The organism is Collinsella tanakaei (genome assembly GCF_021531055.1).
Taxonomy (GTDB): domain Bacteria; phylum Actinomycetota; class Coriobacteriia; order Coriobacteriales; family Coriobacteriaceae; genus Collinsella; species Collinsella tanakaei_B.
In genome coordinates, this window is sequence record NZ_JADYTL010000001.1 from 91,991 (window position 1) to 113,843 (window position 21,853).

19 protein-coding genes are annotated in these 21,853 nt (G+C 63.6%); 15 read left to right on the forward strand and 4 right to left on the reverse strand.

Features of this window, described 5'->3' with window-relative positions; translation table 11 throughout:
* Positions 1 to 2: 2 nt before the first annotated feature.
* Positions 3 to 1,409: an MATE family efflux transporter gene (locus I6E04_RS00370; protein ID WP_235421091.1), complete on the reverse strand. Its 1,407-nt coding sequence runs from the start codon at positions 1,407 to 1,409 to the stop codon at positions 3 to 5.
* Between the two features lie 430 nt (positions 1,410 to 1,839).
* On the opposite strand from I6E04_RS00370, the gene ftsH reads away from it, so the two are divergent.
* The 3 genes from ftsH to I6E04_RS00385 all read left to right on the forward strand — a co-directional run bounded on the left by ftsH (position 1,840) and on the right by I6E04_RS00385 (position 5,402).
* Positions 1,840 to 3,756, forward strand: coding sequence for an ATP-dependent zinc metalloprotease FtsH (gene ftsH, locus I6E04_RS00375; RefSeq protein ID WP_235421092.1), 1,917 nt, complete (start codon positions 1,840 to 1,842; stop codon positions 3,754 to 3,756).
* Positions 3,757 to 3,847: 91 nt separating this feature from the next.
* Entirely contained in the window at positions 3,848 to 4,786 is a 939-nt protein-coding gene (locus I6E04_RS00380; RefSeq protein ID WP_235421093.1) for an NYN domain-containing protein, read from the forward strand.
* 76 nt (positions 4,787 to 4,862) lie between these two features.
* Positions 4,863 to 5,402: a double zinc ribbon domain-containing protein gene (locus tag I6E04_RS00385; protein WP_235421095.1), complete on the forward strand. Its 540-nt coding sequence runs from the start codon at positions 4,863 to 4,865 to the stop codon at positions 5,400 to 5,402.
* A gap of 120 nt (positions 5,403 to 5,522) precedes the next feature.
* Here the strand turns inward: I6E04_RS00385 and I6E04_RS00390 are convergent, their stop codons facing one another.
* Complete coding sequence (locus I6E04_RS00390) at positions 5,523 to 6,611, reverse strand: iron-containing alcohol dehydrogenase family protein (RefSeq protein ID WP_235421096.1); 1,089 nt, start codon at positions 6,609 to 6,611, stop codon at positions 5,523 to 5,525.
* A gap of 81 nt (positions 6,612 to 6,692) precedes the next feature.
* A complete protein-coding gene (locus I6E04_RS00395; protein ID WP_235421098.1) occupies positions 6,693 to 7,682 on the reverse strand; it encodes a Gfo/Idh/MocA family protein in 990 nt (329 codons plus the stop codon).
* Positions 7,683 to 7,785: 103 nt separating this feature from the next.
* Here I6E04_RS00395 and I6E04_RS00400 point away from each other — a divergent pair, with 103 nt between their 5' ends.
* The 5 genes from I6E04_RS00400 to I6E04_RS00420 all read left to right on the forward strand — a co-directional run bounded on the left by I6E04_RS00400 (position 7,786) and on the right by I6E04_RS00420 (position 14,857).
* Entirely contained in the window at positions 7,786 to 8,586 is an 801-nt protein-coding gene (locus I6E04_RS00400) for an MBL fold metallo-hydrolase (protein WP_235421099.1), read from the forward strand.
* A gap of 398 nt (positions 8,587 to 8,984) precedes the next feature.
* Positions 8,985 to 11,789 (forward strand): isoleucine--tRNA ligase, encoded by a 2,805-nt coding sequence (gene ileS, locus I6E04_RS00405; protein ID WP_235421100.1) that lies wholly within the window; start codon positions 8,985 to 8,987, stop codon positions 11,787 to 11,789.
* Positions 11,790 to 11,907: 118 nt separating this feature from the next.
* Positions 11,908 to 12,420: a signal peptidase II gene (gene lspA, locus I6E04_RS00410; RefSeq protein ID WP_235421101.1), complete on the forward strand. Its 513-nt coding sequence runs from the start codon at positions 11,908 to 11,910 to the stop codon at positions 12,418 to 12,420.
* Between the two features lie 3 nt (positions 12,421 to 12,423).
* Positions 12,424 to 13,431: an RluA family pseudouridine synthase gene (locus I6E04_RS00415; protein WP_235421102.1), complete on the forward strand. Its 1,008-nt coding sequence runs from the start codon at positions 12,424 to 12,426 to the stop codon at positions 13,429 to 13,431.
* 151 nt (positions 13,432 to 13,582) lie between these two features.
* Entirely contained in the window at positions 13,583 to 14,857 is a 1,275-nt protein-coding gene (locus I6E04_RS00420; protein WP_235421501.1) for a glycosyltransferase family 2 protein, read from the forward strand.
* Positions 14,858 to 14,912: 55 nt separating this feature from the next.
* Here I6E04_RS00420 and I6E04_RS00425 read toward each other — a convergent pair whose 3' ends face one another.
* Positions 14,913 to 15,221 (reverse strand): hypothetical protein, encoded by a 309-nt coding sequence (locus I6E04_RS00425; RefSeq protein ID WP_235421103.1) that lies wholly within the window; start codon positions 15,219 to 15,221, stop codon positions 14,913 to 14,915.
* 195 nt (positions 15,222 to 15,416) lie between these two features.
* On the opposite strand from I6E04_RS00425, the gene I6E04_RS00430 reads away from it, so the two are divergent.
* From I6E04_RS00430 to I6E04_RS00460, 7 genes are all read left to right on the forward strand, one after another.
* A complete protein-coding gene (locus tag I6E04_RS00430; protein WP_235421105.1) occupies positions 15,417 to 15,848 on the forward strand; it encodes a prepilin peptidase in 432 nt (143 codons plus the stop codon).
* 89 nt (positions 15,849 to 15,937) lie between these two features.
* Entirely contained in the window at positions 15,938 to 17,194 is a 1,257-nt protein-coding gene (locus tag I6E04_RS00435; protein ID WP_235421107.1) for a deoxyguanosinetriphosphate triphosphohydrolase family protein, read from the forward strand.
* Between the two features lie 39 nt (positions 17,195 to 17,233).
* Positions 17,234 to 18,604 carry a replication-associated recombination protein A gene (locus I6E04_RS00440; protein ID WP_235421109.1) on the forward strand — a complete coding sequence of 457 codons (1,371 nt, stop codon included), beginning with the start codon at positions 17,234 to 17,236 and terminating at the stop codon, positions 18,602 to 18,604.
* A gap of 99 nt (positions 18,605 to 18,703) precedes the next feature.
* Positions 18,704 to 19,288: a DUF948 domain-containing protein gene (locus tag I6E04_RS00445; RefSeq protein ID WP_235421110.1), complete on the forward strand. Its 585-nt coding sequence runs from the start codon at positions 18,704 to 18,706 to the stop codon at positions 19,286 to 19,288.
* Entirely contained in the window at positions 19,281 to 19,658 is a 378-nt protein-coding gene (locus I6E04_RS00450) for an ATP-binding protein (RefSeq protein ID WP_235421112.1), read from the forward strand. The genes I6E04_RS00445 and I6E04_RS00450 overlap by 8 nt, the downstream gene beginning before the upstream one ends.
* Positions 19,658 to 20,449, forward strand: a complete 792-nt coding sequence (locus I6E04_RS00455; protein WP_235421113.1) for an RNA polymerase sigma factor SigF — start codon at positions 19,658 to 19,660, stop codon at positions 20,447 to 20,449. Before I6E04_RS00450 ends, I6E04_RS00455 begins: the two co-directional genes overlap by 1 nt.
* Positions 20,446 to 21,852, forward strand: coding sequence for an AI-2E family transporter (locus I6E04_RS00460; protein ID WP_235421114.1), 1,407 nt, complete (start codon positions 20,446 to 20,448; stop codon positions 21,850 to 21,852). Before I6E04_RS00455 ends, I6E04_RS00460 begins: the two co-directional genes overlap by 4 nt.
* The last annotated feature ends 1 nt before the right edge of the window (position 21,853 follow it).

Consider the following 21,853-nt stretch of genomic DNA (forward strand, 5'->3'; position numbering starts at 1 on the left):
GGCTACACCACGCCGCCCGCGCTCAGGTGGGCTGCCTTGTGCTCGGCATGGCGCAGCCAGTGGCCCCAGTGGTGGTAGGCCACGAACAGGATCGCCGTCAGGATCCACGTGACCGGGTAGACCAGCAACATGGTCTCGATGGTATGGTGCGCGGGCACGACGGCCAAAAGCCAGATCACGCGGAACACGACGGTGCCCAGGATGGTGAGCAGCATCGGGCGCAGGCTCTCGCCCGATCCGCGGATCGCGCCCGAGGTGTTATCCACGATGGAGTAGAACGCGTAGAACGGCGCGATGAAGTGGAGCATGATGGTCGTGTAGCCCGTGACGGCGGGGTCGTCGATGAAAATGCGCGACAGGGGTTCCACGAACACGACGAGCGCGGCGGACATGCTGCCGATCACGAGCACCGTGATGATAAGCGAGGTGTGGTAGCCTGCCCGCATACGTTCGTAATTTCGTGCACCGAAGTTCTGGGCGGCAAACGTCGTCATCGACACGCCGAGCGCCTCGGTCACCATCCAGATGAACGCGTCGAGCCTGGCCGACAGACCCCAGCCCGTCACCGCGTCGGTGCCGAAGGTGTTGACGGTCGACTGCACGATGATGTTGGAGATCGAGTAGAGCGACGACTGGATGGCGAGCGGCAGGCCGGTTCCGAGCATGCTCTTGCAGATGCGTCCATCGATGCCAAGGCGGCGCAGGTCGAGCCGCCAGGCGCCGTCGGCGCGCATGAGGCGCAAGGTCATGAAGATGGCGTTGACGGTGAGCGTGATGGCGGTCGCCATGCCGCAGCCGGCGGCTTCGAGACCGAGTGCCGCCACGAAGATGACGTCGAGCACGGCGTTGATCAAACAGCCGCTCGCGATGATGAGGGCGGGCGTGCGCGTGTCGCCCACCGAGCGCAGCAGGGCCGAGCCCATGTTGAGCACGAGCGAGCACACCATCGCCGCCGCGTACCAGCGCGAATAGGGAACCGCCTCGCCCATAAGGTCGGCGGGCGTGTCCATGAGCTCGAGGATGTGCGGGATGAAGATGACGCCGGCGATGGATATGCAAAGGCCGAGTACGAGCGCGATCGTCATGGCGGTGTGGATGGCACGCGAAAGACGCTCGTCGTCATGGCTGCCGAAGAACTGGCCGGAGATGACGGCGCAGCCCGCGCCGAGGCCGACCGAAAAGCCGACCGCCAGCTCGAACAGCGAGGCGGTCGACTGCACGCCGCCCAAGGCGAGCTTGCCGCCGAACTGTCCCAAGATGAACGTGTTGATCAGGGCGTGGGCCTGTTGGAAAAACGAGCTGAGGAAGATCGGGACGCAGAGCAGCAAAAGCTGTTTCCAGATGACCCCGTGCGTCACGTCGAGCGAAGCCGCGCCGGCATGCCGCGACGTGCGTTTTCCGAACGCCATACCCCATCCCTTCCACGTTGTGTGCCTTGAGCATGATAGCAGGTGCAAGGTAATGGTTGGCAAAGGTTCGGTCAGCAGGAAGCATGCAATGGTATGGGCGCTCCTTTGCCGATGTTACGCAATCTTTGATTACGGTTCGGTTTTGATTGGATTGTACGAGTAGGGCCTGAAACTGTACGCGTTCTACCTGTGGACTTTGTGCGTCGTAGGGCCGGTGTACCCACAGGTCGCCCTCAAAACCGAACCGTAAACGCGAAAGGTGGGATTTCCGTGTCACATGCGGAGGAAGCTTCGGCGCATGCGGGATCGCGTCCGGCCTCACCGCGCATCGTCCGTGCGCTCCAAGATGGAATCGGGGTAGGGGCGTGATTATCGTCTGCGCATTCGGGTATCTTTGTACCATTGCAAACCGTACGAGACGGAGTATTCGATGGAGATGGATGACCATAAACGTAGACGGAACATGATCCTCTACGTGCTGATCGCGTTCGCGCTGTATCTGGTGCTCAACCAGGTGCTGTTCCCGAACATCGCTCGCCAGCAGATGCAGATCAAAGAGGCGAGCTATTCGACCATGATCTCTGACCTCAAAAACGAGCGGGTCAAGGACATGGAATACACGGTCGGATCGGATTCCGACGCGCTGTACACCCTCAAGGGCGACGAGGAAGGCGTCGCGTATCAGACGACCGTGCTTCCCGGCGCCGAAGACTACCTGTCCGAGCTGATCGCCGCATCGGGTGCCAACGTCGTCGTGTCGATTGCGACCAACAACAGCTCGACGTGGCTGTACCTGCTCATCACCTTCGGTCCGCTCATCATCTTCTTCCTGGTGGGCTGGTGGCTCAATCGCAAGATGAAGAAGGCCATGGGCGATGACAACCCCTCGATGGACTTCTCGAGCGGCTTCGGTGGTTTGGGCGGTGGCGGTCTCGGCAAGTCCGGCGCGCGCATCGTCGCCTCCAAGGACGTCGGCGTGACCTTCAAGGACGTCGCCGGTCAGGAAGAGGCCAAGGAGTCCCTCAAGGAGGTCGTCGACTTCCTCGAGAAGCCCGAGCGCTATGAGGCCATCGGCGCCAAGTTGCCGCGCGGCGTGCTGCTCGTGGGCCCTCCGGGCACCGGTAAGACCCTTATCGCCAAGGCCGTCGCCGGCGAGGCGGGCGTGCCGTTCTTCAGCATCTCGGGTTCCGAGTTCGTCGAGATGTTCGTCGGTCGCGGCGCCGCCAAGGTTCGCGACCTGTTCAAGCAGGCCAAGGAGAAGGCTCCCTGCATCGTGTTCATCGACGAGATCGACACCATCGGCAAGAAGCGCGATGGCGGCGGGTTCTCGGGTAACGACGAGCGCGAGCAGACGCTCAACCAGCTGCTGACCGAGATGGACGGCTTCGACAACAAGAAGGGCATCGTCGTCGTGGCGGCCACGAACCGCCCCGACTCGCTCGACCCGGCCCTGCTGCGCCCCGGCCGCTTCGACCGTCGCGTGCCCATGGAGCTGCCCGACCTTGCCGGCCGCAAGGCGATCCTCGAGATCCATGCCAAGGACGTCAAGACCGAGCCGCCGATCGACCTCACGGCCATCGCGCGCGCCACGCCCGGTGCCTCGGGTGCCGATCTGGCCAACATCATCAACGAGGGCGCGCTGCGCGCCGTCCGTCTGGGTCGCAACCGCGCCCGTCAGGAGGACTTCGAGGAATCGGTCGAGGTCGTCATCGCTGGTCAGCAGCGCAAGTCCACGGTCCTGTCCGACCACGAGAAGCAGGTCGTGTCCTACCACGAGATCGGCCATGCGATCGTGGCGGCGAGTCAGAAGGAGGGCGCGCCGGTCACCAAGATCACGATCGTGCCGCGTACGAGCGGTGCGCTCGGCTACACCATGCAGGTCGAGCAGGACGAGAAGTTCCTGACCACCAAGCAGGAGGTCCTCGACAAGCTCGCGGTGTACTGCGGCGGCCGTGCCGCCGAGGAGCTCATCTTCGGCGAGATGACCACCGGTGCCGCCAACGACATCGAGCAGGCCACCAAGCTCGCGCGCAACATGATCACGCGCTTCGGTATGTCCGACGAGTTCGGCATGATGGCGCTCGGCACCGTCCAGAACGCCTACCTCAACCAGGACACGTCGCTCACCTGCGCTCCCGGTACCGCCGAGCGCGTGGACGCCGCGGTCCAGCAGGTCATCGCCGACGCGCACGCCCGCGCCCTGCAGATCCTGCGCGAGAACAAGTTCAAACTGCACGAGCTCGCGCGCTACCTGTACAAGAAGGAGACCATCACGGGCGAGGAGTTCATGACGCTCCTCAAGCGCGAGAACCCCTTCATCCCCGGTGCGAACACGCCGCAGGCGTAAGTCCAGCCGAACAGTTTCCCATGCGGCCTCGTCACCACGCGCGACGGGGCCGCATGCCGTATCGATACCCCACGATGGAGAAAGGTGGTCCATGAGCGATTCGAACGAGCGCGACCTGCGCTTCGCCATCCTGATCGACGCCGACAACGTGTCGGAGAAGTACATCAAGATCATCCTCGAGGAGGTCGCCAACTACGGCGTCGCCACGTACAAGCGCATCTACGGCGACTGGACGAGCCCGCGTTTGGCCAGCTGGAAGGGATGCCTGCTCGATAACTCGATCATCCCCATGCAGCAATACAGCTACACCTTCGGCAAGAACGCGACCGACTCGGCGATGATCATCGACGCGATGGACATCCTCTATTCGGGTACGGTCGACGGGTTCGCGATCATCAGCTCCGATTCGGATTTCACGCGGCTCGTCTCCCGTCTGCGCGAAAGCGGCATGCAGGTGATCGGCATGGGCGAGCAGAAGACGCCCCAGCCGTTCATCTCCGCGTGCAACCAGTTCAAGTACCTCGATTTGCTCTATGCCGCCCATGCCGCCGAGCAGGAAGGGGAAGACGAGGGCGAAGCCGAAGGGGAGGAGCGGCCCCGTCAGCGTCGTCGCCCGCGTACCCGAGTCGCCAAGCGCAAGGACGTGCCGATGCCGGGAGCCGATGCCGATGAGGGCAAAGACGGTCGCCAAGCGGACGTTCCCGGCGATACCGACGATGATGCCGAAGAGCCCTCAGAGGTCGCGTTCGGCGAGATGTCCAAAGCGGATCGCCGTCGGCATCTCAAGAAGATCCGCGAGACGGTGAACGCCATCGTCGATAAGTTCTCCGATGAGGACGGCTGGGTCTCCCTCGGGCTCATGGGTGATCAGCTCGGCAAGCGCTTGCCCGATTTCGACGTGCGAAATTACGGCTACAAGAAGCTCCGTCCGTTTCTGAAATCGCTCGGGGTGTACGAGTTCGACGAGCCGGTGGACGAAGGTGGACGGCGTCATGTCAACATCCGCGTCATCGACGGCGAGAAGATGTGAAAATACGTCTGACGTATTTTCATCTGTGGTGGCACAATGGTGCGGTAGCGGAAACCTGATGCGAAAGGGGAGTCCGATGGGCTTTCTCGATGATGTGCAAGCCTCTGTCAACCGCGGTATCGATGGTGCGAGCCGCGGTGTCGAGACGATGAAGCTCAACGGCCAGATGGGCGACGCGCTCGGCCGTCGCGAGAAGCTCGCGGCCGAGCTCGGTGCAAGCCTGTATAAGGTCACCAAGGACGATGCGGCACTTCGCGAAGGACGCGAGGAACTCTATGACGGAATCGCCGCGATCGATGCGGAGTGCGCCGAGATCCAGGCAAAGCTCGACGAGATCGAGCGTGAGGCGGCCGAGGCTGCGCGCGTGGCGGCCGGCATCGATTGCCCGTTCTGCCATACGCATATGGAGGCGGCCGATCGCTTTTGCTCGGGCTGCGGCAAGCCCCGTGTCGAGGTGGAGGCCGCGATCGCCGAGGCCGCGCAGGCGTCGGCGCGCGACGATGGCTCAGCTGATGGGGCCGAAAGCCCCGTTGCCCCCGTGTGTCCAGCCTGCGGGTTCGCGGTGAACGAGGGCGATCTGTTCTGCATGAGCTGCGGGTCCAAGCTCGGCGAATAGGTGGTGCATCGGCATCGACCGAGAATCAGCCTGTGTGCGAAACGAGGGGCATCGATCCAGGTCGATGCCCTTCGTTCATGCAGGAACCAGGTGATTCGAGGTTCTCTTGCCGTGGTCCGATTACGACAGCGAGCGACCGAACGCGTCGGCGGCCTTGATGGCGTCGATGAAGCGGGAATCCTCGAACGGCTCGGGATTGCCCTGCTTCCATTCGTTCGTCTCGTGGGCGAAGGCCGTGAGCGCCTCGAGGTGGCTCTCGTCCAAATCGAGTTCGGCGAGCGTCACCGGCAGGCCCATCTGTTTGTTGAAACGGGCATAGCGCTCGAGCTCGGCCTGATTGCCGGCGTAGGCGAACATGACGAGCACACCGAACGACACGACCTCGCCGTGCAGGTGCGTCCGTCCCGCACGATGGATACCCGTGGATCCGTTGTAGAACGCGTGGGCGAGCGTGGAGTTGTAGTAGAAATCCGGTTGGTTGGTGAGGTTGGACACGTAACCGGTGTTGATCACGATGTCGAGTGCGATCTGGCGCACCGCCTCGCTCGAGCGGTTCTCGCGGACGTCGGCGAGGCCCTGTACGCCCCAGGTCATAAGAGGCTCGGTGCAGGTGTGGGCGAGTGCCAGACCGAGGCTCGCGGTATGGCCGAGCTCGCGGGTGCTCGTGGCCCATTCGACTTCGGGCTGCTTGGAGAGGGCGTCGCCCACGCCCGCCCAGAAGTACTCCTCGGGGGCTTCGGCGATGATGCGCGGATTGATGAAGATGTGCGCCGGGCACGGGGGATAGGCGTAACCCTTGAGCGAACCGTCGTCGTTGTAGATGACCGCGATGGCGGTCGCGGCCGAGCAGTTGGAGCAGATCGTGGGAACCGAGAAGACGGTCTTGTCGAACTCCTTGGCGGCCGTCTTGACGGTATCGATGGCCTTACCGCCTCCGACGGCGAACGCGACATCGGCTTCGGCGAACGCCGATGTGGCGACGAGGCGATCGACGTTGGACTGCGTGGCATCGGTGCCGTAGACGATGGTGTCGAGGATCTTGATGCCGGTGCCGTCAAGCGCCTCCTTGATGCCGTCTGCCGCGGCGGCAAGGGCGCGCGTGCCGCCGACGATCACGACGGACGTGGCTCCATAGCTCGCAAGGGTCGCGGGGATCGCGTCGAACGCGTCCTCGCCGACGGTGTAATCGCTCATTTGGATGGTGCGCATGGGTACGCCTTCCTTCCGCTCGTATATGTCCATTTTGTCGATTATACGTCGAGTCGCCGCACGCGTACGCGAATGTTTTCGCTATCGCGAACCCTCCTCGAAGGGAAAGACGATGCCGAACTGCGCGCGGATCGCATCGAGCTGTCGCATGATCTCGAGGGTTTCGGCATGCGGCATCTCGGGACATTCGATGCGCCCTTCCTCGATGGCGCGCCTGCAGGAGAGGATCTCGTACTCGTACCCGCTGATCTGCGGCGGAACCTCGATCGACTCGCGCAGCGAGCAGGTGAGGCCGTCGGCGTCGTAGACGTCGATGCGCTGCGGGTTGTTGATGTTCTCGACGCGGATGAAGCCGTCGGTGCCGCAGATGAGGCCGCGCCGGTCGGTCATGGTGTGCATGGTCGTGAACATCGTCGCCATGGCGCCATCGGCATAGGTGAGGGTGACGGAGTCCTGGCCGTCGACGCCCGTCTCGATCGGCACCATGTGGGCGTCGATGTGCGCGATGTCGTCTCCGAGCACCATGCTCGCGAAGTTGAGCGGGTAGACCGTGAGATCGAGCAGCGCCCCGCCGGCAAGCGCGGGGTCGACCATGCGGCGGTTCATGTCCACACGGTAGCCCAGGTTCGCGTCGACGGTGCGTACCGCTCCGATCGCGCCGCCGCGGACCAGGTCGTCGATGATGCGGCGCGAAGGCATGTAGCGCGTCCAGATGGCCTCGGCGAGCAAGCGCCCTTCGGAACGCGCGACCTCGATCATCTCGGCGGCCTCGTGCGCGTTGGCGGCGAACGCCTTCTCGCACAGGACGTGATGGCCGGCACGGAGCGCGCGGATGGTCCACGTGCGATGATGCGAGTGGGGGAGCGCGATGTAGACGAGGTCCACATCCGGGTCTGCGAGCAGCTCGTCGTAGCTGTCGTAGGCGACGTCGAACCCATAGCGGGCGGCGAAGGCGCGAGCGCGCTCAGGGTCGCGGGCGGCAACGGCGTAGTTGGACGCTTCATCCATCCGGGCGATCGTCTCGGCCATCTGCGATGAGATGTTGCCGGCTCCAATATATCCCACGCGCATATGCTGCTCCTTTCGTGATATATCGAGACGAGACGGTTCTTCTGCATGCCGATGCGCCACAATGGGTCGGCCGTATCCGAATCGTCCCCACAATGGAGTGTACATGAAGCTCACCATGCTGGGCACCGGCAACGCGCCGGTCACCGAGTGCTATAACACCTGCTTCGTCATCTCCGACGGCGCGCGTCATCTGCTTGTCGACGGCGGCGGTGGCAACACCGTGCTCGCGCAGCTCAAACGCGCGGGCATCGATTGGAAGGATCTGCGCGAGATCTTCGTCACCCACAAGCACATCGATCATCTGCTCGGAATCGCGTGGCTCATGCGTATGATCTGCCAGAACATGCGTCGTGGGACCTATGAGGGGGAGGCGACCATCTACGCGCACGATGAGGTCATCAAGATCTTGCGAGATATGGCGCAGACCCTGCTTGCCGCCAAAGATGCCGCCTATATCGACGATCGTCTGCACTTGGCGGTCGTCGAGGATGGCGAGCACGTCGAGCTCATCGGCCATGACGTGACGTTTTTCGACATCGCCTCGACCAAGGCCAAGCAGTTCGGTTTCCATATGGATCTGGGAGACGGCCGCAGCCTGTGCTGCTGCGGCGATGAGCCCTACAACGAGCGCGAGGAGCCGTACGCCTCGGGCGCCACGTGGCTTTTGCATGAGGCTTTTTGCCTCCACGGGCAAGCCGATATCTTCCATCCGTACGAAAAGCACCATTCCACTGTCAAGGACGCCTGTGAACTTGCCGAACGGCTCGGCGTCGAGAACCTGGTGCTCTATCACACGGAGGATAGGAACATCGCACGCCGTCGCGAGCTGTACACGGCGGAAGGGTCACGCTATTACCACGGAAATCTGCTCGTTCCCGACGATCTGGACGTCATCGAGCTGTGATATGGATTCGCGTGCGAGATGGCGTCGTGTGCGACGCTGCGTGCTACAATAGCGCGCAATGGCTGTGAAGGGGAGGAGTAGCCGGCCCCCGCGTGCACAAGAGAGCGGACGGTAGCTGTGAAGTCCGCGCGCGCGACCGAGCGAATATCACCCCGGAGCCGCGGCCCGAACGGTATGCGATATTATGCCAGACATGTTTTCGCATCCCAGTAGACGTCGCCGGGACGACCGCCGTCATGAGGTCGGCCGAGTACGGGCACGAAACGTGCCTAAGCTGGGTGGTAGAACGAGGAGCTTGTCCGCAGGCGATGTCCTGCGTTGCAAAAGCGCTTCGTCCCAGCTTGCAGGGACGGGCGCTTTTTTCGTACGCATGAGCGCCCACGACGAAAGGGGTATTCGTGGCTAACGAGTACAAGGGCACCATGAACCTGCCCAAGACCAAATTCCCCATGCGCGCGGCCCTCGCGCAGCGGGAGCCCGAGCGCCTGCGCCGCTGGCAGCAGGACAAGGTCTACGAGCTGATGCTCAAGAAGAACGAGGGTCACGACAAGTTCATCCTGCACGATGGACCTCCCTACGCCAACGGTCCGATCCACATCGGCCACGCCATGAACAAGATCTCCAAGGACATGATCGAGCGCTATCAGGCCATGCAGGGCTATCAGACGCCGTATGTCCCCGGTTGGGACTGCCACGGCCAGCCTATCGAGCACAAGGTCGAGGAGATGCTCGGCACCGAGAAGTTCAACGCGACCCCGGTGGCCGAGATTCGTGAGCTGTGTCGCAAGTTCGCCGTCGAGAACATCGACCTGCAGCGCGAAGGCTTCAAGCGCCTGGGCGTGCTGGGCGACTGGGATAACCCCTACCTCACGCTGTATCACCAGCACGACGCCGCCGATATCGAGGTCTTCAAGGCGATGTTCGACCGCGGCATGATCTACCGCGGCCATAAGCCGGTGCACTGGTGCAAGCACTGCCACACCGCGCTCGCCGAGGCCGAGATCGAGTACTCCGACGAGACGTCGCCTTCCATCTACGTGCGCTTCGAGCTGACGTCCAAGCCCGCCGGCTTGGAGTCCTTCGACGGCCCCGTCGACTTCATCATCTGGACCACCACGCCGTGGACCATCCCGTCCGATCAGGCTGTGTCGCTCAAGCCTGGCGCCATCTACACCGCCATCGAGCACGAGGGCCGCGCCGAGATCATGCTGAAGGATCTTGCCGAGAAGGTCTGCGGTATCGCCGGCTGGGAGTGCACGCCGGTCATGGTCGACGGAAAGCCGTATGAGGTGCCGGCCGAGACCTTCGACCACCTGCACTACAAGCAGCCGATCTTCGATGACGTCGAGGGTGTGGCGCTGCTCGCCGACTACGTGGGCACTGAGGACGGTACCGGTATCGTCCACAACTCGCCCGGTCACGGTGTGGACGACTATTACGTCTGCATGAAGGAGGGCATGGACATCTGCATGCCCGTCGACGATGACGGTAAGTTCTACGTCGGCGACACCTTCGGCACGGGCGGCCCGTTCTCCGGCATGGACACCGATGAGGCCAACCCGCATATCATCGAGTTTCTGCGCGAGCGCGGCACACTCGTCGCGTCCGTCAAGATCACGCACAGCTACCCGCACTGCTGGCGCTGCAAGCATCCGGTGCTGTTCCGCGCGACCGACCAGTGGTTCGTCTCCATGGACAAGACCGGCCTGCGCGACCAGGCGAGCGACGCGATCCAGAACCACGTGACGTGGTATCCGGCGCACGCTGCCAACCGCATCGGCGCCATGGTCGAGCAGCGCCCCGACTGGTGCATCTCCCGTCAGCGCAACTGGGGCGTGCCCATCCCGAGCTATACCTGCGCCGACTGCGGCGAGAAGATCATGAACGACGACACGCTCGACGCTGTCATCAAGCTGTTCCACGAGAAGGGCTCCGACGCCTGGTTCACCGACGCGCCCGAGAGCTACCTGGGCGACGCCTGCGTGTGCCCCAAGTGCGGCGGCCATCATCTCAAAGCCGACCGCGACATCCTGGACGTGTGGTGGGACTCCGGCGTGTCCTGGCGTGCCGTGTGCCAGGGCCGCGAGGAGCTCGAGTATCCCGCGGACGTCTACCTCGAGGGTTCCGACCAGCATCGCGGCTGGTTCCAAAGCTCGCTGCTCACGAGCGTGGGCGCCAACGGGATCGCGCCGTATAAGGCGGTCGTGTCCCAGGGCTTCACGCTCGACGGCCAGGGTCGCAAGATGTCCAAGTCGCTCGGCAACGTGATCGACCCCAACAAGGTCTGCGACGAGATGGGCGCCGACATCATCCGCCTGTGGGTCGCGAGCGTGGACACCTCCACGGACGTCGCGATCGACCACGAGATCCTCGCGCGCACCTCGGATGCGTACCGCCGCTTCCGCAACACCTTCCGGTTCCTGCTCGGCGAGCTCGAGGACCAGTTCGATCCGGCGACCGAGGGCGTGGCCTTCGCCGACCTGCTGCCGCTCGACAAGCTCATGCTCGCACGGCTCACGCAGGTGCAGGCCGAGGTCGATGAGGCGTTCGCCGGCTACGAGTTCAACCGCGTCTACCGCACGCTGTACGACTTCGTCGTCACCGAGCTCTCCAACGTGTACCTCGACGCCCTGAAGGATCGTCTCTACTGCGAGAAGGTCGGTTCGCTCGCGCGTCGCAGCGCCCAGACGGTGCTCGCCGAGCTGCTCTCGATGCTTTTGCGCGACCTGCAGCCCATCTTGGCCTACACCTGTGACGAGGTCATGGAGTTCGCGCCTGCCGGCTGCCGTGACAACCAGCGTTACGCGGCCCTGCTCGACTGGTACCATGCTCCGATCACGCTCGAGGAGGCCAACGAGTACAAGCCTGTGCTCGAGGCCGCGCTCGAGCTGCGCGGTGCGGTGACGAAGGCGCTCGAGGAGGCCCGCGCCGCCGGCACCTTCACCAAGAGTCAGGCGACGCGCGTCGTCGCCACGGCGCCCGCCGAGGCCTATACGCTGCTCATCGGTGACAAGGCGTGCGATCTCGCCGAGTTCTTCATCGTGTCCGAGCTCGAGCTCACCTGCGGCGACGAGTTCACCGCCACGGTCGAGGCTGCGCGCGGCGAGTGCTGCGACCGTTGCTGGAACTTCCGTGCCTCCACGGGCGTTCACGGCGAGCATGCCCATATCTGCGACCGCTGCGCCGAGGCTATCGACGCATAAGTCGCATGCAATGCGGGACGCCGCGCCTCAAGTGCGGCGTCCCGCCTGCGATGGCGTGTGCGCTCGCGGGCTTCCGACGGCGGCACGCCGTTTCCATCTCGTACGACAAGGAGCGGACTTGGATCGCGGATCCCAATCACATGACCCGTCCATCTTGGGGCGCATGCTCGTCGCCGGCGTGCTCGCATCGTTTTTCTTCTTCGTCGATCAGGTGAGCAAGATCATCGTGCGCGATGCCGTCGCGCACGGGTTTTCCGGCATGGATGTGATCCCGGGCGTTGTGGGTCTGCGCTACGTCGAGAACATCGGGGCGTCGTTCAGCTTGGGCGAGGGCTTCGCGCCGCTGTTCGCCGTGCTCGCGATCGTCGTCACCGCGTTTTGCATCGTCTACCTCCTGCGTGCGCCCCGCGTCTCGTGGCTCGAGGTCGCAGGGATGGGCATGGTCGTCGGGGGCGCCCTCGGCAACGCCGTCGACCGTATGCTGTTCGGGTTCGTGACCGACTTCATCGCGACGCTGTTCGTGTCGTTTCCCGTGTTCAACATCGCCGATATCGGTATCACGTGCGGGGCTGTGCTCGCCTTTATCGGATTCGCGTTCGGACCTGCCGGCGGCGAGGGAAAGGGGGAGTAGAGGATGGCCGACGTCCACCTGCTGGTCACCTCCGAGTACGAGGGCATGCGTCTCGACGCGTTCCTCGGTGCCCAGGAAAGCTGCCCCACCCGTTCGGCTTGCGCTAAGCTAATCGAGGCGGGGTCCGTCGCGGTGAACGGCGAGGACTGCTACTCCAAGAAATACGCGGTGTCGTCTGGCGACCGTATCGAGGTCGACCTTCCCGAGATCCGCGAACCCGGCGCTATCGAGGGGCAGGCGATCCCGCTCGATATCCGCTATGAGGACGAGTACCTGATCGTGCTCTCCAAACAGCGCGGGTTGGTGTGCCATCCCGCGCACGGTCACGATTCCGGAACGCTCGCCAACGCGCTCGTCTACCATTGCGGTATCGACCACCTGGGGACCCTCCAGGGGGAGGATCGCCCCGGCATCGTGCACCGGCTCGACCGGGACACCTCGGGTCTCATGCTCGCGGCAAAAGACGATGACACCCAGCGCGCCCTGCAGGATCTCATCCGCCTGCGCACGCTCGATCGGCGCTACATCGCGCTCTGCCACGGCTACATCGCCATGGATTCCGGCACGATCAACACGGGTATCGCGCGTTCGACCCGCGACCGCGTGAAGATGGCCGTATCCGACGACCCGTTCGCGCGCCAGGCCATCACGACGTTCCAGGTGCTCGAGCGCTTCGAGGCCCATCGGGGCGATGAGGGCTACACGCTTGTCGAATGTCATCTGTATACCGGCCGTACCCATCAGATCCGCGTCCACATGCGCCATATCAACCACGCGCTCGTGGGCGACCCGCTCTATGGATGCGGGTCGGTCCGGTCCAATCTCGACCTCACACGCCAGTTCCTCCACTCATGGCGCGTGAAGTTCGATCATCCGGTGACCGGCGAGGTGATCGAGCGGCGCGATGTCCTGCCCTGGGATCTTGCGGCGGCGTACGACGAGATCGCCGATCGCTCCATGGGCCGCACCGAGGCGGGGGACGGCATCATCCCGTATCTGCTCGAGGAGTAGTCGGATGGCGGGCGTCGCGAACGACGTGTGCCACCTCTTTGCGACGTCCGTGTTGCCACATAAGCTCCACCAACGGTTGACACCCCTGCGCTACACTTGCCGGTACGTTCGTTATCGATAGGGGCTTGGCATGCTATTCGATTTCTCGCATATGACCCCGCTGGTGATGTTCAACTTCATCGTCGGCGGCCTGTTCTCGGTCTGCTTCCTCTACCAGGTCGTCTTCTTCCTCGTCGGTTTCTTCCGTGGCGAGGTGAAGGTCCCGCCCGCGACCCGCAAGCATCGCTACGCCTTCTTCATCGCCGCCCATAACGAGGAGTCCGTCATCGCCAACCTCGTCCATTCGATCCAGGACCAGGATTACCCCTCCGAGCTGATCGATATCTTCGTCGTCGCCGATGCGTGCACCGACGACACCGCCCGCGTCGCCCGCGAGGCCGGCGCCATCGTCTATGAGCGCAACGACCTCGCACGCAAGGGCAAAAGCTGGGTCATGGACTACGGGTTCGACCGGATCCTCAACGAGTATCCCGGCAAGTACGAGGCGTTCATCATCTTCGATGCCGACAACCTGCTCTCCAAGAACTACGTGTCCGTCATGAACGACGTGTTCGATCAGGGTTACCTCGCCATCACGAGCTATCGCAATTCCAAGAATTTCGGCAGCTCGTGGATCTCGGCAGGGTACGCGACGTGGTTTTTGCGCGAGGCGCGCTTCCTCAACAACGCGCGCATGCTGTGCGGTACCTCGTGCGCCGTCTCGGGTTCGGGCTATCTCGTGTCGGCGAAGATCATCGAGGGCATGCACGGCTGGGACTTCCATACCCTCACCGAGGATATCCAGTTCTCGACGTTCTGCGCCATCCACGGGGTGCGCATCGGCTACGCGCCGGCGGAGTTCTTCGACGAGCAGCCGGTCACCCTCGCCGCGTCGTGGAAGCAGCGCATGCGCTGGACGAAGGGCTTTTACCAGGTCTTCTTCACCTATGGTGCGCACCTGGTCAAATCGATCGCGTTTTTCCGGCGCTTTGCCGCGTACGATCTGCTCATGACCATCGCCCCCGGCATGCTGCTCACGCTGATCTCGGTGCTCGTCAACGTGACGTTCATCATCGTGGGGTCGCTCAGCCACGGTTTTCTGGCCACCGAGGCGGAGCTCTCCATGTGCTTCGGTTCGATGGTGATGACGCTCGTCTCCATGTACGCGACGTTTTTCGTGCTCGGCTTGCTCACCACGGTGATCGAGCGCTCCCATATCCATTGCCCGAGCAAGCTGCGCATCGTGACGAACCTGTTCACGTTCCCGCTGTTCATGTTCACCTATATCCCGATCACCGTCGCGGCGCTCTTCCTCAAAGTCGACTGGGTGCCTACGCCCCACGACGTCTCGGTGACGCTCGACGAGGTCATGGAAGGTGCCCGGTAGCGGTTCGGGCCATACCGGCGCCCCTAGCCGATAACGGGGTGCCGTCGATCGTCCCTTAGAAATCGAGGCCGATCGTGCGAGACGGCTCTCCTCCTGACGCCAGGGGCGCTTCGCGGTACTCCTGGAGCCAGGACCACTGATCACCCTCTTGGGCGGCGCGGGCGGCGACCGTGTACATGAGCAGCGCCAGCGCGATGACGAAAAGCGACACGATGACGAGCACGCCGAGGGTCAGCGCGTAGGCGAAGCGCGTCGAGTCCTGTTGCGCCGTCGAGGCGCTCGCGCTTTCGATGTGGCGCTCGGATGGGATGATCGACGCGGGTCGATCGTCTTTTGCCGTCGATGCGGTATCGCTTGGGTGCACGGGTGCTTCCTCTCATCAGACATGTCTTGAGTATATGGCATCTTCTCTTCGGTATCGTGTTCGAGCGTGCGGTGTCGGGCGTTTGTCGGGCGCGGGGATTCGAAGGTTCGATTCCGCATCCGCTCGCCACCGCCGCCTCTACCATATACCCATGTGAACGATGCTGCTCCGTGCGATGTGGGGAGGGCGATCGGCGTGCTTGCCTTCATCGATGCGATCTTCGCGGTGCTCATGGTGGTATCCGCGTTGGTCGACGCCCGCCATCGGCGCTTTCCGTGTGCGGTAGGGTTGGCTTTAGGACTATGCACCGCCGTCCGAACCGGTATCGCGCAGGGGCCAATCCGGCTTGCCTGCAACGCCGCGGTCGGGTTCGCGATCTGCATGCTCCTGGTTGCCGTCGAGCTCGTCTGGCGGCGATATCGCGGCGCGATCGGCATCGGCATGGGCGATATCAAGTACCTGTTCGCAACCTGCCTGTTCGATCCTGTCGTGGCGGTGCTCGCGTTCTGTTGCGCGCTGGTGCTGCTCGCCGCCTCCGGCATCGCGCTTCGCCGCGCATCGTTGCCGCTGCTTCCGTTTGCCGTCACGTGCTTTCCCGTGGCGAGTGTCATCTGCGCCGCCTTCTAGGTCGCCCATCCGTCCGCACGGCGTCCATGCGGCGATGTGTCCGTGCGGTGTGCGATGATATCGCCGAGAACACGATGAGAGGAAGATGTATGGATACGGTGACCAACTCGACGCTTCGCGAGGACGTGCTGCGTCGTATCGCCTCCTTGCCCGACGACCTGTCTCCCGAGCTGACCGAGCGCATGCGCGACGATCGGGCTCGCGGCTGGGTGAATCCCTTCCGCACCGATGACGCCCGGGCGATCCGTCGAGACGACAGCCCGCATGATGCGGCGAGCATTTGGCGGCCCGCGTTCGTGCGCGACGTCGAGAAGATCATGCACACGCCAGCGTACAACCGGTACGCCGGCAAGACCCAGGTGTTCAGCTTCAGGAGCAACGACGACCTCTCGCGCCGCGGCATCCATGTGCAGCTCGTCAGCCGCATCGCGCGGGATATCGGATACGCCCTCGGCCTCAACTGCGATCTCATCGAGGCGATCGGGCTCGGCCACGATCTGGGCCACACGCCCTTCGGCCATGCCGGGGAACGCGCGCTGAACGACGTGTACCATGCGCGTACCGGACGGTGGTTCTTCCATAACGTCCATTCGGTTCGCGTGCTCGATGTCCTGTACGGCCGCAACCTCACCCTGCAGACGCTCGATGGGTGCCTGACGCACAACGGCGAATACGAGCAGCGCACCTTCGAGCTATCGGGGCTGTCGTCGTTCGAGGAGTTCGACCGGACGGTGGAGCAATGCGCCTCGATGGGCGACCTTGCGATCGGGAAGCTCCGTCCCATGACGCTCGAAGGCTGCGTGGTGCGTATCTCCGACATCATCGCCTATGTCGGGCGCGATCGTCAGGATGCCATCGCGGCCGGCTTGCTCGACGAGGACGTGTTCTCCGACGGACTCGGCGGGCGCTACAACTCGTGGATCCTATCCCATGCGACGGTCGACATCATCGAGCACAGCTACGGTAAGGACCGCATCGAGATGAGCGAGGAGATGTTCGCCGAGCTTCGTCGCGCCAAGGCCGAGAACTACGCGAAGATCTACCGATCCAACGGCATCGAAGGGGAGCGTGCCGAGGTGCTGGCGCGCGCGTTCAGTCTCATGTACGAGCATTGCCTGGGTGATCTGCGCGCCCGCGACGAATCGAGCTACATCTTCCGCCATCACATCAGGCGCATCGATGCCGCGCTCTCCCATTACGGGAAGCGCTACGAGTGGGACCGCGATCTCGACCAGACCGTGGTCGACTATATCGCGAGCATGAGCGACGGGTACTTCGCGGAGCTCGCCAGCAAGCTGTTCCCGGAGATCCGCTTTCCACAGCGTACCTACATCAACGAGCGCTAGGGCGCACCAATTGGCGCGGGATAGGGTAGACTGGACGCTATGGAAACGTTATTCAGCAACAACGAGCGAGCCCAGCGCGTCAAGTACGCCCCGCTCGCCGTCCGCATGCGCCCGACGACGCTCGATGAGTACGTCGGGCAGCGGAAGGCCGTCGGCCCCGATTCGTGGCTCCGTCGTGCGATCGAGCACGACGTGCTCTCGAGCGTGATTCTGTACGGCCCGGCCGGTACCGGCAAGACGACGCTCGCGCATATCATCGCCGCGCATACCCGCAGCGAGTTCGTCGAGGTCTCGGCGGTGACCGGTTCCGTCAAGGACCTGCGCCGCGAGATCGATGAGGCCTCGAGGCGCCTGATGGCGTTCGGCCGCCGAACGATCCTGTTCATCGACGAGATCCACCGTTTCTCGCGCTCGCAGCAGGACGCGCTGCTCCATGCGGTCGAGAACCGGACCGTCATCATGATCGGCGCGACGACCGAGAATCCGTACTTCGAGGTCAATTCGGCGCTGTTGTCCCGCAGCCGCGTCGTGGAGCTCGAGCATCTCTCCGATGCCGATATCGAGGTGCTCGTGCGTCGTGCAGTCGACGACGAGCGCGGCCTTGCCGGAGCCTACACGCTCGACGATGACGCCGTGAAGGCCATCTGCACGCTTGCCGCGGGCGATGCGCGCAGCGCGCTGACGACGCTCGAGCTCGCGAGCGAGATCGCCCTCACGCGCCACGACCCCGCCGAGCTGCAGGGTGTGGACCATGCGCCCATCGCGATCGAGGTCGCCGACGTTCGGGCCGCCAACCCGCGTCGCGGGCTGTCCTACGACAAGAGCGGCGACATGCACTACGACATCATCTCGGCGTTCATCAAGTCGATGCGTGGCAGCGATCCTGATGCCACCGTCTATTGGCTTGCGCGCATGATCGATGCCGGCGAGGACCCGAAGTTCATCGCGCGGCGCATCATGATCCAGGCATCCGAGGATATCGGCAACGCCGACCCGCAGGCGTTCCTCATCGCCGAGGCGGCGTTCAAGGCCGCCGAGGTCATCGGGTATCCCGAGTGTCGCATCAATCTCGCCCAAGCGGCGCTCTACAACGCACTCGCCCCCAAGAGCAACGCCTGCGAGGCCGCCATCGATGCGGCGCTCGCCGACGTGCGGTCGAGCGGGCAGCGCGAGGTGCCGAGCTATCTGCGTGACCGGCATCGCCCTGGCTCCGACGAGTACGGCACCTATCGCTATCCGCACGATTACCCTTGCGGGTGGGTCGATCAGCGCTACCTGCCCGAGGGGCTCGAACGCGGCGCTTTTTGGCAGCCATCCGGCAGGGGATGGGAGCAGTGGCGCTTCGAGCAGTCGGCTCGCGACCGGTCGGGAAACGCCCCCGACGTATCGGACGATGAAGCGGCGAATTGATGTGATGACCCGCATGGAGCCATGCGGGTTGGGTACTATGATTGAATATGCATCTTCCGCGATCGACGCGGAGGGTCCATCTCGACGTTGGGAGTTAGCATGGAGCCCCTACAGATTGTCCTTATCGTGCTCGCGGTCGCCGGTGTCTGGGCCGTCGTCGAGCTCGCCCTCACGCTGCGCAAAAGCCGTTCGACGATTCAGACGGTCGACCGTGCCGTGGGCGAGCTGAACGAGACGCTCGGCGAGGCGCGTCCCGTCATCGCCAAGCTCGATACCACCCTCGACGACCTGCAGCCCGCGCTCAATCAGGTTGAACCGCTGCTTAAGCAGGGAAGCATCGCCATCGAGGCGCTTTCCGCCGACCTGATCGAGGTCAACGGCGTGCTGCGCGACGTCTCCGAGGTGACCGGCAGCATGTCGAGCGCATCCGGCGCCGTCTCGGGTATCGCGTCCGCCGCCTCGGAGAAGGTCCAGCGTCTCTTCTCCAAGCACGGGGTCGATACAGCCGCCACCGATCGCGCGATCGCGGACAGGACGTCCGACGTCCAGGAGGATCGCGCCGATGCCGCCGATTCGCACGACGAAGACCCCGACGGCGCGGCGACGCCCGAGTCCGCCCCGCGTCGCCAGTACTACACCTACGATGATCCCGTAACCGAGCAGCAGGAGAAGTCCGATGAGTGATTCCATGACGACGGTACGCCTGACCGTGGCTGCCGATCCGCATCTTGCACGCCTCGTCCGTATGACGGCCGCCAACGTCGCCATGCTGAGCTCGATGTCGGTCGAGCGCGTCGAGGATATGCGCATGGCCGCCGAGGAGGCGTTCGTCTTCTCGTGCGGGCTGTGCCCCGGAACCGACGTCGCCATCCGCTTCGACGTCGATGCGACGCGCGTGGGCATGGTCTTCGAGCTCGGCGATGCGTCCTTCGAAGATGCCGCGGGTTCCGAGTCGGCGGTCTACGCAGACCTCATCTTGGGCGCCGTGTGCGACGAATACGAGAAGCGCACCGCTCCGACCGCCCTCGTCATGACCTTGAAAGCTGATGTGTAATGGCAGATAAGACCGCTTCCGGCAAGGCGGCATGGGATAAGGAGAAGACGCACGAGCTGTTCCGGCGCTATAAGGAACACGGCGACATGGACGCCCGCGAGAAGCTCGTCATGTCCCACCTGAACCTCGTCCGCTTCCTTGCCAACAAATTCAAGAACCGCGGTGAGCCGCTCGACGACCTCATGCAGGTCGGCTATCTCGGCTTGCTCAAAGCTATCGACCGTTTCGACCCCGATCGCGGACTCGAGTTCACGACGTACGCCACGCCCACCATCATGGGCGAGATCAAGCGCCATTTCCGCGATAAGGGCTGGAGCGTCCGCGTACCCCGCCGTCTGCAGGAACTATCCGCGAAGGTCAACCAGGCGACCGATACCCTGACCACGCAGCTCCAGCGTTCTCCGACCGTCGAGGAGATCGCCGACTATCTCGATGCATCGGTCGACGAGGTCCTCGAGGCCATGGAATCCTCCTCGGCCTATACCTCCGTGCCGCTCGAGGCGCCCGGCAGCACCGATTCCGATGACACGCCTTCGGTCCTCGACCGCTACGCCTCCGAGGACAGCGCCCTGTCCTTCACCGACGATCGACTCGTCATCGAGGAGGCCCTGAAGGGCTTCTCACCGCGTGAGCGCGAGGTGATCGAGATGCGGTTCGTGCAGGGCATGACCCAGATCGAGATCGCCGAGAAGCTCGGGGTCTCGCAGGTGCAGGTGTCGCGCCTGCTGCGCCGCACGCTCAAGAAGATCCAAGAGAAGATCGATCCCGAGGGGGTCATGCAGAAGCGATGAGCGGTTCCTCCCAACCCGAGCATCCGCAGGATAGGATTCTGCGTGACACCCGTATCGTGACGCTGCGCATCTGGTCGGTCGTCGGCCTTCTGATCATCGGCGCCATGCTCTTGAACGTCGTGGGCGTGCTCGCACCGGTCGTCGAGTTTTTGGCCGTGGGCTCGCTCATCGCCTTCGTCGAGTCGCCGATCGTCAACGCGCTCGAGCATCGCGGTGTGCCGCGTTCGCTCGGGGCGCTCGTGGGCCTTCTGCTTGTGATCGCCGTCGTGGCACTCCTGTTCACGCTATTGCTGCCCATGTTCATCGAGCAGATCGTCGACGTGCTCAACCAGATGCCGCGTTACTTCTCGGCGTTCTCCCTGCAGATCCAAGACCTCATGGAGAACGTCCGGTCGCTCACCTCGAGCGACATGTTCGGCGGCGTCGACGACGTGTTGCTGTCGTTGCAGCATAACGCCACCGCGTTCGTGACCGACCTTGCCACCGACCTGGGCCGCGGCGTCATGCCGGCGCTCGGGGGCGTGGCCAACACGTTGTTCACCGTGTTCCTCGGTCTCGTCTTGGCCTACTGGCTCGCCTGCGACTACCCGAAGATCCACGGCGAGATCGGCTATGCGCTCGGCGAGGGTAAAGACGACGACTACCGCTTCATCGTCGCCATCCTCTCGCGTTCCGTCGGCGGCTACATGCGCTCCATGATCATCACGTCGGCCATCAACGGCGTGATGGTGTTCGTCGGCCTTCTGATCGCCGGGCATCCCTATGCGGGCCTTATGGGCATCGCGACCGGTATCTTCCACCTTATCCCCGTGATCGGTCCGTGGTTCTCCGCCGCGATCGCCATCATCATCGCCGTGTTCTACAGCCCGGCGCTTGCGATCTGGACGCTCGTGATCGTCGTCGTCGCGCAAAACATCACCGACAACGTCTTGTCGCCCAAGGTCATGCAATCCACCGTACAGGTGCATCCCGCCATGAGCCTGGCTGCGATCGTCATCGGTTCGGCCCTCATGGGGCCGATGGGCATGGTCATCGCCATCCCGCTGTGCGCGGCGCTCAAGGGCCTGTTCATCTTCTACTTCGAGAAGAGCACCAAGCGCCAGCTCGTCGGCTATGACGGCGCGATCTTCCGCGGCACGCCCTATCGCGATGAGAACGGGGACCCGGTTCCCGCCTTCGATGCGCTGGGCGACGATACCTTCGTGAGCGATTCCGAGCTCATCCCGGATGACGTCGTGCCCGATGCGACGGCCCTGCCCAAGCCCAAATCCGATTTGGATAACCCGTGGGTCAAGCTCGCATCCATGCAGCCCGGCTCGACCGGCATGTTCAAGATCCCGTTCGGATCGTCTTCGGAGACGGGTTCCCCGTCGGATGACGGAACGGATGACGACGGCCGCTGAT